Here is an 18,716-nt window from a genome sequence, read left to right as displayed (position 1 = left end):
CCGACGCACCGCGTGAGCTAAGGACAACCCGGATGCAGAACGACATTCCCGCCACCGACGACGGCATCGACCCGATCGCGATCGTCGGACTCGCCGCCCGCCTACCCGGCGCGGCCGACGTCGACGAGTTCTGGCGCAACCTGGTCGACGGCGTCGAGTCGGTGACCGAACTGACCCGCGAGGAGCAGCTCGCCCGCGGCGCCACCCCGGAGGAGGTCGACGACCCCGGCTGGGTGAGCCGGGCCCCGCTGGTCGACGGCTACGACGAGTTCGACGCCGGCCTGTTCGGGATGACCGCCCGCGAGGCCGAGATCACCGATCCGCAGCACCGCCTGTTCCTGGAGACCTGCTACACCGCGCTCCAGGACGCCGGCTACGACCCGGCCCGCTACGACGGCGCGGTCGGCGTCTACGCCGGCACCGGCGGCAACACCTACCTGCACCGCAACGTGCTGCGCAACAAGCGGGTCGGCGGCAGCCCGCACGGCGCGGTCTCCCTGGCCACCGGCAACTCGCCGAACTACGTGGCCACCAACGTCTCCTACCGGCTCGACCTGCGCGGGCCCAGCCTCACCGTGCACACCGCCTGCTCCACATCGCTGGTGGCGTTCCACCTGGCCTGCGAGGCGCTGCGCAACGGCGAGTGCGACATGGCCCTGGCCGGTGGCGTGAACATCGAGCTGCCGCACGTCGGCTACCTCGGCATGGACGGCTTCACCTCGCCGGACGGCCGCTGCCGCCCGTTCGACGCCGGGGCCAACGGCACGGTGTGGGGCAGCGGCGTCGGGGTCACCCTGCTCAAGCGCCTCTCCGACGCGATCGCCGACGGCGACACCATCCGCGCCGTGGTGCTCGGCAACGCCATCAACAACGACGGCGCCGGGAAGGTCGGCTTCACCGCTCCCAGCATCGACGGGCAGATGGAGGCGGTCGCCCAGGCGGTCGGCCTGGCCGGCATCGATCCGCGCACCATCAGTTACGTCGAGGCGCACGGCACCGGCACCGCGCTCGGCGACCCGATCGAGATCGCCGCCCTCTCCGCGGTGTACACGAAGGACACCGACGACCGGGGCTGGTGCGGCATCGGCTCGGTGAAGTCCAACATCGGCCACCTCAGCCAGCCCTCCGGCATCGTCAGCGTGATCAAGACGGTGCTCGCCATGGAGCACGGCCTCATCCCGCCGACCATCAACTACGAGACCCCGAACCCGGCCATCGACTTCGCCGACACCCCGTTCTACGTGGCGAACACGCTGACCAAGTGGGACACCGACGGCGGGCCGCGGCGCGCCGGGGTCAGCTCGTTCGGCATCGGCGGCACCAACGCGCACGTCGTGCTGGAGGAGGCCCCGGCCGGGTACCGGACCGAGCGGCGGGTCCGCCCGGCGCACCTGCTCCAGGTCTCGGCGAAGACCCCGACCGCCCTGGACACCGCGGTCAAGCGGCTCGCCGAGCACCTGGAGAACGGCACCGCGGGCGACGGTCTGCTCGCCGACGTCGCGCACACCCTGCGCGTCGGCCGCCAGCAGTACGCGCACCGCGCCGCCGTGGTCGCCACCGACCTGCCGACCGCGGCGGCCGCCCTGCGCGACAAGCGCAAGGGCCACCGCGGCGTCCTCGACGGCCCCGCCCCCCGGGTCGCCCTCCTGTTCAGCGGCCAGGGGTCGCAGTACGCCGGCATGGGCGCCGAGCTCTACGCCGAGGACCGGGCCTTCGCGGCCACCGTGGACGAGTGCGCCGAGCTGCTCCGCCCCGAGCTGGGCCTGGACATCCGGGACCTGATCCTCGGCCGCGACCCGGAGGCGGGGGAGAAGCTCACCCAGACCCGCTACACCCAGCCCGCCCTGTTCACGATCGAGTACGCCCTCGCCACCGCCTGGCAGCGGGCCGGGGTCGCGCCGGCCGCGATGATCGGCCACTCCATCGGCGAGTACGTCGCCGCCACCGTGGCCGGGGTGCTCACCCTGCCCGACGCGCTGAAGGTCGTGGCCGCCCGGGGCCGGCTCATGCACTCGCTGCCGGCCGGCTCGATGCTCGCCGTGACGCTGGACGAGTCGGCGGTCGCCGACCGGCTGCCCGAGGGCCTGTCCGTTGCCACCGTCAACGGCCCGGGCACCTGCGTGGTGGCCGGCGAGACCGCGCTGGTCGAGGAGTTCGCCGCGGGCCTGGGCGGGAAGAACAAGTCCAAGCTGCTGCGCACCTCGCACGCCTTCCACTCGCCGATGATGGACCCGATCCTCGACGAGTTCACCGCGCTGATGGCGAGCGTGCCGCTGCGCCCGCCGGCCGTGCCGTTCCTGTCCAACGTGACCGGCACCTGGATCACCGGCGAGCAGGCCACCGACCCGGCGTACTGGGCGGCGCACCTGCGCCGGCCGGTCCGCTTCGGCGCCTGCGTGGCCACGCTGCTCGCCGAGGGCACCTGGGCGCTTGTCGAGTGCGGCCCCGGCCGGCAGCTCGCGAACCTGGCCCGGATGCAGGTCGCCAAGGCGTCCGAGGCGCAGCGGAAGCTGACCCCGCTGGGCAGCCTGCCCGGGCCGGGTGAGCCCACCGGCGACCTGGCCACCCTGCTCGGCAGCGCCGGGGCGCTCTGGTGCGCCGGGGTGCCGGTGACCCTGGCCGTCGACCCCGACGCCCGGCGGGTGCCGCTGCCCACGTACCCGTTCGAGCGGCGCCGCTACTGGGTCGACCCGGATCCGGTGGAGCAGGCGGCGGCCCCGGTCGAGACCGGGCCCCGGCCGCTGCCGGAGTGGTTCGCGGTGCCGGTGTGGCGGCAGGCCGCCCCGGCGCGGACCGTCGTCCCGCTGGGCCGATGCCTGGTGCTGGCCGACGGCCCGCGCGGCGAGGCGCTCGTCGCCGCGCTGCGCGCCGCCGGCGACGACCCGGTCGAGGTACGCGCCGGCGACGCCTTCGCCGCCACCGCCAGCGGCTTCCGGCTGCGCCCCGGCGTCCGGGAGGACCACGAGGCGCTGGTCGCCGCGCTCGGCGCCGACCTGCCCCGCCGCATCGTGCACGCGTACGCCCTCGACGGCGAGCCGGCCGGCACCGACATCGCCGCCGCCTGGGCCGCCCAGAACCGGGGCTTCTTCAGCGCGCTGCACCTGGTGCAGGCGCTCGCCGGCGCCGGGCTGACCGCCGACGACGAGGGGATCCGCCTCGACCTGGTCACCGCCGGCATCGGTGACGTCCGCGGCGACGACCTGGTCCGGCCCGAGCACACCACCCTGGCCGGCCTGGCCCGGGTGCTCCCGGTCGAGCTGCCCGGGCTCGGCGTCCGGCTGGTCGACGCGGACACCACCGCGCGCGGGGTCGCCGCGCTCGCGGCCGAGCTGCGCGGCCCGGTCGACCCGGCGCACCCCGAGGTGGCGCTGCGCCGCGACCGGCGCTGGGTGGCCGACTACGAGCAGGTCACCGTGGACGCCGAGGGCGAACCGGGCGTGCTGCGCGAGGCGGGCCGCTACCTGATCACCGGCGGTCTCGGCGGCATCGGCGTCACCCTGGCCGAGGACTTCGCCCGCCGGGCCCACGCCAAGCTGGTGCTGCTGGCCCGCTCCGGCCTGCCCGAGCGGGACCGCTGGGACGAGCACTTGGCGGTGCACGGCGGCGCCGACCGGGCCGGCCGGGCCATCGCGGCGATCCGCCGGATGGAGGCGGCCGGGGCCGAGGTGCTGGTCCTCGCCGCCGACGTCACCGACCCGGACGACCTGCGCCGCGTCCGCGAGGCCGCCGAGACGCGGTTCGGCGGGCTGGACGGCATCGTGCACGCCGCCGGCCTGCCCGGCGGCGGCATGGCCGAGATCAAGGAGCGGGCCGAGGCGGAGCGGGTGCTCGCCCCGAAGCTCGCCGGTACCCTCGCTCTCGCCCAGGTCTTCGGCGACCTGCCGCTGGACTTCGTGGCGCTCTGTTCCTCGATCACCGCGGTGATCGGCGGCTTCGGCCAGGTCGACTACTGCGCGGCGAACTCCTTCCTGGACGCCTGGGCGCGCTCCGGCGCCGGCTTCCGCGCCCCGGTGGTGTCGCAGAACTGGGGCGGCTGGGCCGAGGTGGGCATGGCCGTGGAGACCAGCGCGCCGGCGGCCTTCCGGGCCGCCGGCCGGGACACCGTCACCGGCCCGGTGGACCACCCGGTGCTCACCACGAAGGTGGTGGGCCCGGAGGGCACCGTGCTGCACGGCCTCGTCTCCGCGGCCACCCACTGGCTGCTCGACGAGCACCGGATCGGCGGGGTGCCGGTGGTGCCGGGCACCGCCCACCTGGAGTCGGTACGGGCCGCGGTGGCCGCCGCGCTGCCCGCGCCCGGGCCGGACGCCGCCGTGGAACTGCGCGACGTGGTCTTCCTGGAGCCGTTCCCGGTGCCGGACGGCACGGTCGCCCAGTACCGGGTGGAGCTGACCCCCGCCGAGGACGGCGTCGACTTCACCGTGGCGAGCCTGGCCGCCGGCCAGCTCCGCACCCACGTGCGCGGCGCCGCCGGCTGGACCACCGAGCCCGCCCCGCCGGCCGGTACGCCCACCGTCGCCGGCCGCCGGGTCGACGACGACGCCTCGTTCGGCCGGGGCCGCACCAGCATGCTCACCTTCGGCCCCCGCTGGGCGGCGCTGGCCGAGCACCACCTGGCGGAGGGGGAGGAGCTGGCCCGGGTCGAGGCGCCCGCCGACGTGCTGGGCGACCTGCCCTCCTGGGGGCTGCACCCGGCGCTGCTGGACGTGGCCACCGCGTTCGGCCGCGGCCAGGGCTCCGGCACCTACCTGCCGCTGTCGTACGGCCGGATCGTGGTGCGCGGGGCGCTGCCGGCGACCTTCCACAGCCACCTGCGGCACCGGCCCGGTGCCACCGACGAGGTGGTGGCGGCCGACCTGTCGCTGCGCGACACCGAGGGCCGGGAACTGGTCGCGATCAGCGACTTCGTGCTGCGCAAGGTGGACCAGGGCGCGGTCACCGGCGGCCTCACCGACGCGCCGGCCGTCCCGGCCGCGCCGGCCCCGGTCACCGAGGACATCCGGCCGGTCGACGGGGCCGAGGCGTTCCGCCGCAGCCTCACCGCCGGCCTGGGCGCGCAGGTGGTCATCGCCACCCGCACCGTCGCCGACATCCGGCGGCGCTCGGCCCGGGTGACCACGGACAGCCTGGAGGCGGAGACCGACGCACCGGCCACCGCGGCGGCCGGCGCCGGCGGGGGCTCGGCCGCGCCCTCGACCGAGCTGGAGAAGACCATCGCCCAGGTGTGGCGGGACGGCCTCGGCGTGACCGAGGTCGGCGTGGACGACGACTTCTTCGCCCTCGGCGGCAACTCGCTGGTCGCGGTGCAGCTGATCGCCGCGATGCGCAAGGCCACCGGGGTCCGGCTGCCCATGCGCAGCCTCTTCGAGACCCCCACGGTCGCCGGGCTGGCCGCCCGGATCGAGGAGCTGCGAGTCAGCCAGCCCGCCGACGAACCGGCCGCGCCGGCGGCGATCCCGGCCATCCCGCGGCTGCCCCGCGCCTGACCACGAGAACAAGGAGACACCGCATCATGAGCGACACGATCGCCACGCTGCCGGTGGTCGTCGAGAACGACGGCCGGGCCCTGACCGACCTGATCGCGGCCCGCCGCGCCGAGCTGCGGGCCACCCTCGTCGAGCACGGCGGGCTGCTGTTCCGCGGCTTCGACGTCGGCGGGGTGGACGGCTTCGACGGGGTGGTCCGCGCCCTGTCCGGCGAGCCGCTGACCTACACCGAACGTTCCTCGCCCCGGCACTCCATCAAGGGCCGGGTGTACACCTCGACCGACTACCCGCCGGACGAGGAGATCTTCCTGCACAACGAGAACTCCTACCAGGCGCGCTGGCCGCTGACGCTGTTCTTCTACTGCATCACCGCGCCGGAGACCCGGGGCGCCACCCCGCTCGCCGACGTGCGCCGGGTGTACGAGCTGATCGACCCCGCGGTGCGCGAGGAGTTCGTCCGGCGGCGCTGGATGCTGGTGCGCAACTTCCACGGCGACTTCGGCACCCGCTGGCAGGAGGTGTTCAACACCGAGAACCGGTCGGAGGTCGAGGCGTACGCGGCGGCCAACGGGATCACGGTCGAGTGGGTCGGCAAGGACGGCCTGCGCACCCGGGCGGTGCGGGACGTGGTGCACCACCGGCCCGGCTCGACCACCCCGCGCTGGTTCAACCACGCCACGTTCTTCCACGTGAGCACCCTGCCGAAGGACTACCAGGACGGGTTGCTCGCCATGTTCGGCGCCGACGGGCTGCCGTCGAACACCTACTACGGCGACGGCGGCGAGATCCCCGCCGACGTCATGGACCACCTGCGCGCCGCCTACCGGGCGGCCACGGTCCGCTTCGACTACCAGCGCGACGACGTGCTGGTGGTGGACAACATGACCGCCGCGCACGGCCGGGAGCCGTTCACCGGCCCCCGCAAGATCGCCGTGGCGATGGCCGAGCCGTACACCCCCGACACCCCTGGAGCGAACTGAGATGGCCGAATCCCGATTCCTGGTCGTCCGCAACGACGAGGAGCAGTACTCGATCTGGTCGGCCGACCGGGACCTCCCCGCGGGCTGGCACGACACCGGCTTCGCCGGCACCCGCGAGGAGTGCCTGGCCCACATCGACACGGTCTGGACCGACATGCGTCCCCGCTCCGTCCGCGAGGCCCACTCATGAGTCAGGAGTGGACCTTCCCGGCCTCCTTCGCTCAGGAGCGGGTGTGGATGGCCAACCAGCTCGACGCCGGCTCGCCGGTGTTCAACGTGTCCATCCCGTGGCGGTTCCCGGCCGGCGTCGACGCCGACACGGCCAGCGACGTGGTCAACCGGGTGGTGGCCCGGCACGAGGCGCTCCGCACCCACCTGCGGGTCGACGACGGCGCGCTGATGCAGGTGGTCCGGGCCCACGAGCCGGCCCCGCTGCCCACCACCGACCTGGGTCACCTGCCCGAGTCCGAGCGGCGGGCCGCGTTCGAGGCGATCCGGGCCGAGCTGGCCCGCACCCCCATCCCGCTGGACACCCCGCCGCTCTGGCGGGCCCGGCTGATCCGCCTCGACGGCACCTGGGCGCTCGTGTTCGTGGTGCACCACGCCGTCTTCGACAGCCATTCGGCGGTGCTGTTCCACACCGAGCTCGCCGCGTTCTCCGCGGTCGCGCAGACGGGCGCCGAGCCCGCCGTGCCCGAGCTGCCCATCCAGTACGCCGACTTCGCGGTCTGGCAGCGCGACCAGCTCACCGGGGCGGAGCTGGACCGGCAACTCGCCTTCTGGACCGGTCACCTGGCCGGCGCGCCGCCGGTGACCAACCTGCCGCTGGACCGGCCGCGCCCCGCGCAGCTCGGCTTCGCCGGCGACGAGGTGCGCTTCGACCTGCCCGACGGGCTCCTCGACCGCATCGGCAAGCTGGCGGCCGGCGCGGCGGCCACGCCGTACATGGTGCTGCTGGCCGGCTTCGCGGCGCTGCTGTCCCGGATCTCCGGCGACACCGACGTGGTGGTCGGCGTCTCCACCGCGGGCCGGGAGAACCCCGAGGTGGCACCGCTGATCGGCATGTTCGTCAACCCGGTGGCGCTGCGCTGCGACGTCTCCGGCGACCCGAGCTTCGCCGCGCTGCTCGGCCGGGTCCGCGGCGGCCTGGTCGACGCCATGGAGCACGGGCACACCCCGTTCCAGAAGATCGTCGAGGCGGTCGACCCGGAACGAGACCCGTCGGTGCAGCCGATCTTCCAGACCGCGCTGAACTACATCCCGGACTCCGGCCTCGACCCGGTCGAGCTGGGCACCACCAAGGACGACCTGGCCTTCGACATCACGGCCGGGGAGTGCCGCCTGGTCTACCGGACCGCGCTGTTCGACCGGGCCACCGCCGAGACGGTGGTGCGGCGGTACGTCCGGCTGCTCACCGCCGCCGTGGCCGACCCGGAGCGCACGGTGGCCGCGCTGCCGCTGCTCACCGACGACGAGCGTGACCTGGTGCTGGGCGCCTGGAACGACACCGCGCGGGAGGTGCCGCCGGCCACCGTGGTCGACGAGGTGCAGCGGCAGGCCGCCGCCACCCCGGACGCCACCGCGCTGGTCTGCGACGGCGTGCCGCTGAGCTACGCCGAGCTGAACACCGCCGCGAACCGGCTGGCCCGGCTGCTGGTGGCCCGCGGCGCCGGCCCGGAGACCCGGGTCGCGCTCGCCCTGCCCCGCTCCTGCGAGCTGGTGGTGGCGATGCTCGCGGTGCTGAAGTCCGGCGCCGCGTACGTGCCGGTGGACACCGGCTACCCGGCCGGGCGGATCGCCTACCTGCTGGAGGACGCCGCCCCGGCCCTGGTGGTGGCCACCCCGGACACCGCCGCCCTGGTGCCCGGCGACGCGCTGGTGCTCGACGGCGAGCTCGGCGCGGACCAGCCGGACGGCGACCTGACCGACGCCGACCGGCGGGCCCCGCTGCGCCCCGAGCACCCCGCGTACGTCCTCTACACCTCCGGCTCGACCGGGCGTCCCAAGGGCGTGGTGGTGGAGCACCGGGCGGTGACCGCCTACCTGGCCTGGGCCCGGCACACCTACCCGGGGCTGGCCGGCACCGCGCTGCTGCACTCGCCGGTCTCCTTCGACCTCACCGTCACCGGCCTGCTCGGCACGCTCACCGCCGGCGGCGCGGTCCGGCTCGCCGCGATCGACGAGCCGGCCGCCCGGGCCGGTGGCCGGCCGTCCTTCCTGAAGGTCACCCCGAGCCACCTGCCGCTGCTCGACGGCGAGCTGTCGCCCTCCGCCGACCTGGTGATCGGCGGCGAGGCGCTCACCGGCGAGCAGCTCGCCGGCTGGCGGGCCGCCCACCCCGACGTGGCGGTGGTCAACGAGTACGGCCCGACCGAGGCCACCGTGGGCTGCGTGGCCGCCCGGATCGCCCCGGGCGAGCCGGTCCCGCCGGGTTCGGTGCCGATCGGCACGCCCACCTGGAACACCCGGGCGCTGCTGCTCGACGCCGCACTCCAGCCGGTGCCACCGGGCGTGGTCGGCGAGCTGTACGTCACCGGCGCGCAGCTCGCCCGCGGCTACCACCGCCGCCCCGGCCTCACCGCCGAGCGCTTCCTGCCCTGCCCCGACGGCCCGCCCGGCGCCCGGATGTACGCCACGGGCGACCTGGCCCGCTGGCGGCCCGACGGCACCCTGGACTACCTGGGCCGCCGGGACGACCAGGTCAAGGTGCGCGGCATGCGGATCGAGCTGGGCGAGGTGGAGGCCGCCCTGCTGGCCCACCCGGACGTCCGGGCGGCCGCCGCCGCGGTGCGCACCGACACCGGCGAGCCGACCCTGGTCGGCTACCTGGTGGGCCCCGCCCACGAGGAGTCGGTCCGCGCCGAACTGGTCCGCGAGCTGCCCGCGCACCTGGTGCCGGCGGCCCTGGTCCGGCTCGACGCGCTGCCGCTGACGCCGAACGGCAAGCTGGACCGGGCCGCACTGCCCGCCCCGGCCGCCGCCGCCCCGGCCGAGGACGCCTACGTCGCGCCGCGCACCGAGGCCGAGTCCCTGGTCGCCGAGGTGTACGCCGAGATCCTCCAGGTGGAGAAGGTCGGCGCCCTGGACGACTTCTTCACCCTCGGCGGCAACTCGCTGCGCGGCATGCGGGCGATGGCCCGGATCCGCGCCGAGGTGGACGTCGACCTGCCCATGCGGGCGCTGTTCAGCAGCCCCGTGGTGGCGGACCTGGCCGCCCAGATCGAGCAGCGGATCGCCGCGGAACTCGACGGGCTCTCCGACAGCGAGGTCGCCGCGCTGCTCGCGGCGGAAGAGGAAAGCAGCTGATGACCGACCTGAAGGATCCGGCCCGCGAGGCGGCCCGGCAGGCGCTGATCGCCAAGCGGCTGCGCGCCCGCCAGGCCGCCCCGGCGGCCCGGATCACCCCCCGGCCCGCCGGCGCCGAGGTGCCGCTGTCCTACGCCCAGGAGCGGGTCTGGTTCATGGACCAGCTCGCCCCCGGGGAGGCGGCGTACCACATCGCGGTGCCGCTGCGGGTGCGCGGACCGCTCGACGTCGAGGCGCTGCGCGCGGCCCTGGCCGCGCTCAGCGCCCGGCACGAGTCGCAGCGCACCCGCTTCCCGGCCGACGCCGACGGGCGCCCGACCGTGGTGGTGGCGGACTCGGTCGAGGTGCCCCTGACCATCGTGGACGCAGCCGACGAGGCCGGGGCCCAGGCGCTCGTCGACGCGGCCGCCGCCGAGCCGTTCGACCTGGCCAACGGCCCGCTGCTGCGCGCCCTGCTGATCCGGCTGAACGTCGACGACCACGTGCTCTTCCTCGGCCAGCACCACATCGTCGGCGACGGCTGGTCGGTGGACGTGCTGCTGCGCGACCTCATCACCCTCTACCGGGGCGGCGAGCCGCCCGCCCTGCCGGTCCAGTACGGCGACTTCGCCGTCTGGGAGGCGGCCGAGCTGGACGGCCCGCAGGCCCGGGCGCACGTCGACTACTGGAAGCAGCGCCTCGCCGGGATCACCCCCCTCGAACTCCCGCTGGACCGGCCCCGCCCGGCCACCCAGACCTACCGGGGCGACTTCGTCGAGTTCCAGCTCGACCCGGCGGAAACCGAGGCGCTCAACGCGCTCACCCGGGCGAGCGGCGGCACGTTGTTCATGACGCTGCTCGCCGCGTACCAGGTGCTGCTGGCCCGGCACGCCGGCCAGGACGACTTCGCGGTCGGCGCCTCGGTGGCCGGCCGCTCCGCGCCCGAGCTGGAGAACGTGGTCGGCATGTTCATCAACATGCTGCCGCTCCGCGCCGAGTTGGCCGGCGACCCCACCTTCACTGAGCTGCTGGAGCGCACCCGACGCAGCGTGCTGGACGGCTTCGAGCACGCCGAGGTGCCGTTCGCCAAGGTCGTCCACGAGCTGGGGCTGCCCCGCGACGTGAGCCGCTCCCCGGTGTTCCAGACCATGTTCGTGCTGCAGAACTACGAGATGGGCCGGTTCCGCGGGGTGTCCCGCAGCGACGAGGTCAGCTTCGAGTGGACCCCCATGGAGCTGCGCGCTACCCGGTTCGACTTCGAGCTGCACGCGGTGGAGACCGTCGACGGGCTCTGGGGCAAGCTGGTCTTCAACACCGACCTGTTCACCCGGGACACCGTCGAGCGGATGGCCCGGCGGTGGACCACCCTGCTGGCCGCCATCGTGGCCGCGCCGGAGACCCCGGTGTCCCGGCTGGCGCTGCTCCCCGCCGACGAGCGGACGCTGCTGGGCGGGTGGAACGACACCGTCGCGGACTTCCCGCGTACCCAGACCCTGCACGGCCCGATCGAGGAGCACGCCGCCGCCACCCCGGACGCGGTCGCCGTCACCATCGAGGGACGCAGCCTCACCTACGCCGAGCTGAACGCGGCGGCCAACCGGATCGCGCACCGGCTGCGCGCCGACGGCGTCGGCCCGGAGACCCTGGTCGGTGTCTGCGCGGAACGCTCCGTCGAGCTGGTCGCCGGCCTGCTCGGCGTGCTCAAGGCCGGCGGCGCCTACCTGCCGCTGGACCCGGAGTACCCGGCGGACCGGCTCGCCTTCATGGTGACCGACGCCGACGCGCCCGTGGTGCTGGTCCAGGAGCACCTGCGTGACGTGCTGCCGACCACCGCCGCCACCGTGCTCGCCCTCGACGACGCCACGGTCTGGGCCGACCAGCCGGCCACCGACCCGACGCCCACCGCCGGCCCCGAGCACCTGGCGTACGTCATCTACACCTCCGGCTCCACCGGCCGGCCCAAGGGCGTGCCGAACACCCACCGCGGCATCGTCAACCGGCTCGACTGGATGCAGAAGACGTACGGCCTCGGTGCCGACGACGCGGTGCTCCAGAAGACCCCGGCCAGCTTCGACGTCTCGGTCTGGGAGTTCTTCTGGCCGCTGCGCACCGGCGCCCGGCTGGTGCTCGCCAAGCCCGGCGGGCACAAGGACGCCGGCTACCTGCGCGACCTGCTGGTCGCCGAGCGGATCACCACCGCCCACTTCGTGCCGTCGATGCTCACCGTCTTCCTCGCCGAGGAGGGCATCGAGGCGGCCACCGCGCTGCGCCGGGTGATCTGCTCCGGCGAGGAGCTGCCGCTGGCCTCCGCGCTCGACTTCACGGCCCGGCTGCCCTGGTGCGGCCTGCACAACCTGTACGGCCCGACCGAGGCGGCCATCGACGTCACGGCCTGGCACTGCGACCCGGCCCGGCTCGCGGAGGTGACCGGCGTGCCGATCGGCGCGCCCATCGCCAACCTGCGGCTGCACGTGCTCGACCCGGCCGGCGCGCAGTGCCCGGTCGGTGTGGCCGGGGAGCTGCACATCGGCGGGGTCGGGCTGGCCCGCGGCTACCACCGCCGGCCGGCGCTGACCGCCGAGAAGTTCGTCCCCGACCCCTGGTCGGGCGAGCCCGGCGCCCGGCTCTACCGCACCGGCGACCTGGCCCGGTGGGTCGTCGAGCCGGACGGGACCGGGGTCATCGAGTTCCTCGGCCGGATCGACCACCAGGTGAAGCTGCGCGGCCTGCGTATCGAGCTGGGCGAGATCGAGAGCGCGCTGCGCGAGCAGCCCGGGGTCACCGAGGCCACGGTGATCGTCCGCGAGGACAGCCCCGGCGACAAGCGGCTCACCGCCTACCTGGTCGGGCCGGCCGAGCACGCGGCGCTGAAGGCGGCGCTGAAGGACACGCTGCCGGAATACATGGTGCCGGCCGCGTTCGTCACCCTCGACGCGCTGCCGCTGACCCCGAACGGCAAGCTCGACCGCAGGGCGCTGCCCGCGCCCGTGGTCACCCGTGAGGCGTCGGTGGCGCTGGTCGAGCCGCGCGACGACACCGAGCGGGCGCTCGCCGCCATCTGGTCCGAGGTGCTCGGCGTCGACACGCTCGGCATCGACGACGACTTCTTCGACCTGGGCGGGCACTCCATGCTCGCCACCCAGGTGGTCGCGAAGATCCGCAAGGCGGAGCTGGGCGGCCGGGCGGTCGGCGTCATGGACCTGTTCCAGCAGCGGACCATCCGCGAGCTGGCCGCGTTCATCTCCGGCGACGCCGCCGAGGCCGGCCCGCGCCGGCTGCTCTACGAGCTGACCAAGCCGATCCCGGCCGCCCAGCGGGTGCTCACCTACGTCTGCGTCCCGTACGGCGGCGGCAGCGCCATCGTCTACCAGCCCCTCGCGGACGCCCTGCCGGCCGGGCACGCGCTGTGGTCGCTGGCCATCCCCGGCCACGACGTCGGCCTCAGCGAGGACGCGTTGCCCTTCGACGAGCTGACCACCCGGGTGGCCGAGGAGATCCTGGAACGGGTCGAGGGGCCGCTGGCCCTCTACGGGCACTGCGGCGTGGGCAGCGCCATCGTCGCCGAGGTGGCGCGCAAGGTCGAGGCGGCCGGGCGGGACCTCGACGCCGTCTACATCGGCGCGATGTTCCCGTTCGCCCGCCCCAAGGGCTTCTTCGCGGCCGCCCGCAACCGCCTCGAACAGCTGCGCAGCAACAAGCACTACGCCAGCTGGCTCAAGTCGATGGGTGTGGACACCGACGAGCTGGACCCGGAGCAGGCCGACCGGATCATCAGCAACATGCGGGCCGACTCGCGTGCCTCCGAGGAGTACTTCACCCGGCTGCTCGACCGGCAGGCGACGAAGCTGCGCGCCCCGATCATCTCGGTGGTCGGCTCCGAGGACCCGGTCACCGACTACTACCGCGAGCGGTACGCCGAGTGGCAGTTCCTCAGCGACACCCTCGGGCTTGTCGTCCTCGACCAGGCCGGGCACTTCTTCCTCAAGTACCGCGCCGAGGAGCTGGCCGAGATCGTCACCCGGGTGCACCCCGCCGTGGTCGCCGGGGACGTCACCGACCTCGGCCCCCAGGCCCGGGGCGAGGACGCCGGCTGGGCGGTGCTCGACCGGTTCCAGGTCGGCGCGGCCGACCGGCCGGCCGCGGCGACCGTCAAGCCGAGCATGGCCCGCTTCCTGTCGATCACCGTCGGGCAGCTCGTCTCCAGCACCGGGTCGGCGCTGACCGCGTTCGCCCTGCCGATCTGGCTGTTCAACCGGACCGGGTCGGTGGCCGACCTCGGCCTGCTCTGGGCGCTCGCGCTGATCTGCGGCGTGCTCATGCTGCCGGTGGCCGGCGCCATCGTGGACCGGGTCAGCCGGCGGCGGATCATGATGCTGGCCAGCTCGGTCGCCGGCTCCGTCCAGCTGGTCCTGGCCACCCTGCTCTGGACCGACAACCTGGTGCTCTGGCACATCTACCTGCTGGTCGCGCTCAGCTCGGTCGCCGGATCGTTCCAGCGGATCGCGTTCCAGTCGGCGGTGCCGCAGCTCGTGCCGAAGCGCTACCTCGGCCACGCCATGGGCATCACCCAGCTCTCCACCGGCGTGGCCACCCTGCTCATGCCGGTCTTCGCGGCCGGCCTGCTCGCCGCGATCGAGCTGAAGGGCATCCTGCTCATCGACGTGGCCAGCTACGTGGTCGCGGTGCTCACCCTGGCCGTGGTCCGCTTCCCCGACCTGCTCGGCTGGCGGCCCCGGGAGCGGCTGCTGGTCGCCATCGCCAACGGCCTGCGCTACTCCTGGCAGCACCGGGGCTTCCGGCTGATGCTCGGCTACTTCGCGCTGGGCAACATCTTCCTCGCGCCCGCGCTGGTGCTCGCCACCCCGCTGGTGCTCTCCTTCGGCAGCCCGACCCAGGTGGCCCAGGTGGCCCTCGCCGAGGCGGTCGGCGCGGTGGCCGGCGGCGTGCTCATGTCGCTCTGGGGCGGGCCGCGCCGCCGGCGGATGATCGGCGTCCTCATCGGTAACCTGGGCACCGCGATCGGCTGCGTGCTGATCGGCCTGGACGCCTCGGTGGCGATGATCTGCGTGGGCATGGCCTGGCTGGCCATGGCAATGACCACCGCGCAGTCGATCTACGCGACCATCGTCCAGGTCAAGGTGCCGCAGCGTTTCCACGGCCGGGTGTTCAGCCTCAACCAGACCATCGCCTGGTCCACCCTGCCCATCGGGTTCGCGCTGCTCGCGCCGGGCGCTACCGCCCTGTTCGAGCCGATGCTCGCCCCGGGCGGCGCGCTGGCCGGGTCGGTGGGCGCGGTGATCGGCACCGGACCGGGCCGCGGCATCGGCTTCGCGTACGTCTGCTTCGGGCTGATCCTGATCCTGATCACCCTCGGCGGCTTCGCGATCCGCCTGCTCCGCCGCTTCGACCTGGAGGTCGAGGACTCGCTCCCCGACGACCTGATCGGCGCGCAGGAGCGGGAACGGCGGCTCGCCGCGAAGCGCGAAGCGGCCGCCGAGCGGGAGAAGGTCGCCGCCTAGGCCGGTGGGGGCCTCCGGCGGCAACCGGAGGCCCCCACGCTCACCACTGCCGCGGCGGGTCCGCCAGCTCCTCCTCGGGCAGCTCCGCCGGCTCGGCCACCCACCCCGAGTAGACCGGCAGCCCGTGCCACGGCCCGCCGGCCGGGTCGGTGGCCACCGCCACCACCGCGTACGGATGCCCGAACCGCAGCTCCGCGACCCGCGCCACGCCCTCGGGCGGCATCCCGGTCGCGACGCCGAACGCGGTCACCGCGGCGGCCTCGAAGCCGTAGCGCCCGAACCGGGCCACCGCCGACTGCACCGCCTCGAACGGCGGCTCCGCCAGCCCGAGCAGCGCGCCCAGCGCCCGCGCCGCCCCGTCGAAGCCGAACCCGGCCGGGGTCAGGTCGTGCCGGCTCTCCGCGGACCAGCAGGGCAGCACCGCCGCCGCCCGCTCCTCCCGGCCGTCCCGGGCGAACGTCCGGGTCGGCTCCTCCCGCAGCGTCCACAGCGGCGTCTCGCCCAGCGGCAGGTCGAACAGCGACCGGCGGCCCGGCGTGACCCCGTCCGGGGCGGTGGCCGCCGCCGCGGCCAGCTTCTGCGCGGTGGCCAGCACGTCCGCCGCGGGCACCTCCGGGGCGGCGGCCACCGACACCACCAGCAGGCCGGCCCCGCCGTCCGCCGGCCGGGCCGGCGCCGCGTGCACCGCCACGTCGCCGGCCCGCTCGGTGGCCGCCACCCAGCAGCGGTGCCCCACCGGCGGCGTCCGCAGCACCCGTCGCAGCCGCCCCGCCCAGGCACTGCCGGCCCCGAGTTCCCCGGCGGACGCCACGTGGAACGGATCGGCCCAGGACACCCGGGTGGACAGCGCGCTGGCCAGGATCAGCAGGGTGTCCGGGGTGACGGCGACCGGGAACCGCTCGATCAGGCCGGCGGTGCGCTCCCGGGCCCAGGCGTCCAGCGCCGCCTGGTCGGGCAGCGGACCGCGTTCGGTGCGCTCCGGCAGGCCGGCCCGCCAGCCCGCCAACTGCTCGAAGGGTGTCCGCTCCCACAGTGCGGTGGCCGCGGCGACCAGCGGGTGCGGCTCGGCGAGCAGCGCGCGGGCCGCCGCGGCGGCGTCGTCCGCGTCGGTGCCGAGCGCGTCGGTGAGGGTCGCCCGGGCCTCGCCCGCGGCCGCCGGACCGGTCAGCGCGAGCAGCAGCCAGGCGCCCAGCGGCGAGGCGACGTGGTGGGCGTCGCCGGCGGCGCGATGCAGCCGCTCGGCGTAGTGGGCCAGGGGTGCGTCGAGAGGATTCACCGCTCCACTGTGCCCGCCGGCGCCGCCCACGGCACGCCGGTCAGGACCACAGCTCGAACGGCTCGTCGATCTCCTGGCCGGCCAGGAACGCCGGCAGCAGCTCCGGCAGCCGCCCCGGGTAGCAGCGTGGTTGCTCGGCGACCACGTCGGCCACCGGCCACCAGCGGAACCCGAAGTAGTCCTCCACCTCGTAGTCCAGCCGGTCCGCCTCGTCCACGTCCGGGCCCGGCCCGGGCAGCCGCACCGCCACCACCACCTCGTCCTGGAGGTGCCGCCGCTGCCGGTGCCGGAAGCTGGCCCGCCGCCGCCAGGTCGGCGCACCCACCTGGGCCGGAGCGACCACGATGCCGGCCTCCTCGCGCAGCTCCCGCACCGCCGCCTCCAGGTAGGTCTCTCCGGGGTCGAGCCCGCCGCCGGGCAGCTCCCACCAGGTGCCCAGCCGGGGATGGTCCGGGTCGCGGGTGTGGAACAGCAGCACCCGGTCGGCGACGTCCAGCACCACCAGCCGGACCGCCTCCCGTTCGAACAGCGGCAGGTCGTCGGGTAGCTCCGGGTCCACGGCTCTCCCTTCGTCAGGGCGGCGGCGACCGGCCGGGCCTGCGATGATGGCGATCATGTCGCAGCTGTTCGGCGAGGTGGCCGGCGCCTACTCCGAGGCCCGCCCAGGCTATCCGGCCGAGATCGTCGCGGCGATCCGCGCCTACCACGGCGGCACGCCCGAGCTGCTGGTCGAGGTGGGGGCCGGCACCGGGCTGGCCACCGCCACCCTCCTCGGTCTCGGGGCGCCGACCACCTGCGTCGAGCCGGATCCCCGGATGGCCCGGGTGCTGGCCGAGCGCTTCCCCCAGGTCGACGTGGTGACGGCGGCCTTCGAGGAGTGGAGCCCGCCGGCCGGCGGCGTGCCGGCGCTGGCCTGCGCCATGGCCTGGCACTGGCTCGACCCGGCCACCCGCAACCGCCGGGCGCACGACGCGCTGCGCCCCGGCGGCACCCTCGCCGTCCTCGGCCACCGCTACGGCTACGTCGACCCCGCCCAGGCGGCGGCCATCCGGGCCGCGTTCCAGTCGGCCGACCCGCGGGACCAGGGCGACCGGCCCGACGGCTGGTTCCGCGCCGACATCGCCGGCAGCGGTTTCTTCACCGACGTCCGGGCGCCGCTGTTCCGCCGGGACGTGCCGCTGGACACCGCGGCCTACCTGCGGCTGGTCGGCACCTTCTCGCCGCAGCTGCGCCGCCCGCCGGCCCTGCGCGAGCGGGTGCTCGCCGCGGTCGGCGCGGCGATCGACGGGTTCGGCGGCACCGTGGTGCTCGACCTGCGCACCACACTGGTCCTGGCCCGCCGCCCCGGCTGACCCGGTCGCGCCCGGGTCAGCCGGGAGGTGGCGGGTCCCGCTCCGTGACACCGCCTCGTGCGGCAACCCGGTGCCGCGGGAGCGGGCGGCCGAGTCAGCCGATCAGCGGGCGGCTGACGACGCTGTCGGTGCGGCCGCTCAGCTCCCGGTCCAGGGTCTCCTGCGCGTCGCGCATCGCCTCGGCGTACCGGGGTTCGGCGAGCCGCCGCATGCCCACCTCGGGTGCGACGTCCTCGACCACCGCGCTGATCCACCAGATGTTGCCGAACGGGTCGCGCACCCGGCCGCCCCGCTGACCGAAGGCATGGGTGGCCGGTGCGGTGACGACCCGGGCTCCGGCGGCGACCGCGCGCTCCATCGCGACGTCGGCGTCGGCGACGAAGACCCGCAGCAGCGACGGCATGGCCGGCCAGTCGGGTTGCCGGTCGAACGCGAGCAGGATGGTGTCGCCGACGCGGATCTCGGCGTGGCCGATGGTGCCGTCCTCCAGCCGTACCCGCGCGAGCTCGACCCCGTCGAACACCGCGGCGATGAAGTCCAGCAACTGCCCGGTGTCCGGCGTGACGATCCACGGCGCGGCGGTCGTGTACCCGGCGGGCGCGGTGCTGCTCATGGCGAATCTCCCTCGTGTCGTGGCGAACGGCGCCCACGGTAGAGCCCGTATAGGTCAGTTTCCGTCCTAATCGAGCGGCACAATGGCAGCCATGTCCGACGCGCGTGCCCGACTGCTGTCCCTGCTGTCGCTGTTGCAGACCCCCCGGCTGTGGTCGGGAAGCGAGCTGGCGCGGCGGCTCGGGGTGTCCGGCCGGACCGTGCGG

The 18,716-nt window shown here is 75.1% G+C and carries 10 protein-coding genes; 7 read left to right on the top strand and 3 right to left on the bottom strand.

What is annotated here, in order from left to right; all coding sequences use genetic code 11:
• Window positions 1–32 precede the first annotated feature (32 nt).
• Genes ACW0Q9_RS08050 through ACW0Q9_RS08030 form a run of 5 tightly spaced genes read left to right on the top strand, consistent with a single transcriptional unit; the run spans window position 33 to window position 15,270 of the window.
• The gene (locus ACW0Q9_RS08050; RefSeq protein ID WP_456179392.1) at window positions 33–5,486 is read left to right on the top strand and encodes a type I polyketide synthase; all 5,454 of its coding nucleotides are present in this window, start codon (window positions 33–35) and stop codon (window positions 5,484–5,486) included.
• Window positions 5,487–5,512: 26 nt separating this feature from the next.
• Window positions 5,513–6,466, top strand: a complete 954-nt coding sequence (locus ACW0Q9_RS08045; protein WP_456179390.1) for a TauD/TfdA family dioxygenase — start codon at window positions 5,513–5,515, stop codon at window positions 6,464–6,466.
• Window position 6,467: 1 nt separating this feature from the next.
• A complete protein-coding gene (locus ACW0Q9_RS08040; protein WP_456179388.1) occupies window positions 6,468–6,656 on the top strand; it encodes an MbtH family protein in 189 nt (62 codons plus the stop codon).
• Entirely contained in the window at window positions 6,653–9,772 is a 3,120-nt protein-coding gene (locus ACW0Q9_RS08035; protein ID WP_456179386.1) for a non-ribosomal peptide synthetase, read from the top strand. The genes ACW0Q9_RS08040 and ACW0Q9_RS08035 overlap by 4 nt, the downstream gene beginning before the upstream one ends.
• Window positions 9,772–15,270, top strand: coding sequence for an amino acid adenylation domain-containing protein (locus tag ACW0Q9_RS08030; protein WP_456179384.1), 5,499 nt, complete (start codon window positions 9,772–9,774; stop codon window positions 15,268–15,270). Before ACW0Q9_RS08035 ends, ACW0Q9_RS08030 begins: the two co-directional genes overlap by 1 nt.
• A 40-nt stretch (window positions 15,271–15,310) precedes the next feature.
• Here ACW0Q9_RS08030 and ACW0Q9_RS08025 read toward each other — a convergent pair whose 3' ends face one another.
• The gene (locus ACW0Q9_RS08025; RefSeq protein WP_456179383.1) at window positions 15,311–16,546 is read right to left on the bottom strand and encodes a hypothetical protein; all 1,236 of its coding nucleotides are present in this window, start codon (window positions 16,544–16,546) and stop codon (window positions 15,311–15,313) included.
• Window positions 16,547–16,586: 40 nt separating this feature from the next.
• The gene (locus ACW0Q9_RS08020) at window positions 16,587–17,105 is read right to left on the bottom strand and encodes an NUDIX hydrolase (RefSeq protein ID WP_456179381.1); all 519 of its coding nucleotides are present in this window, start codon (window positions 17,103–17,105) and stop codon (window positions 16,587–16,589) included.
• A gap of 55 nt (window positions 17,106–17,160) precedes the next feature.
• Here ACW0Q9_RS08020 and ACW0Q9_RS08015 point away from each other — a divergent pair, with 55 nt between their 5' ends.
• The gene (locus ACW0Q9_RS08015) at window positions 17,161–17,898 is read left to right on the top strand and encodes a class I SAM-dependent methyltransferase (protein WP_456179379.1); all 738 of its coding nucleotides are present in this window, start codon (window positions 17,161–17,163) and stop codon (window positions 17,896–17,898) included.
• 94 nt (window positions 17,899–17,992) lie between these two features.
• Here ACW0Q9_RS08015 and ACW0Q9_RS08010 read toward each other — a convergent pair whose 3' ends face one another.
• The gene (locus tag ACW0Q9_RS08010) at window positions 17,993–18,511 is read right to left on the bottom strand and encodes a VOC family protein (RefSeq protein WP_456179378.1); all 519 of its coding nucleotides are present in this window, start codon (window positions 18,509–18,511) and stop codon (window positions 17,993–17,995) included.
• Window positions 18,512–18,602: 91 nt separating this feature from the next.
• Between ACW0Q9_RS08010 and ACW0Q9_RS08005 the strand changes: the two genes are divergently transcribed.
• Window positions 18,603–18,716, top strand: a 114-nt coding sequence (locus ACW0Q9_RS08005) for an HTH domain-containing protein (RefSeq protein WP_456179414.1), incomplete at its 3' end; no start/stop codon positions are given.

The sequence above is a fragment of the Micromonospora sp. I033 genome (assembly GCF_053890995.1).
This window is presented reverse-complemented; position numbering and strand designations above follow the sequence as displayed.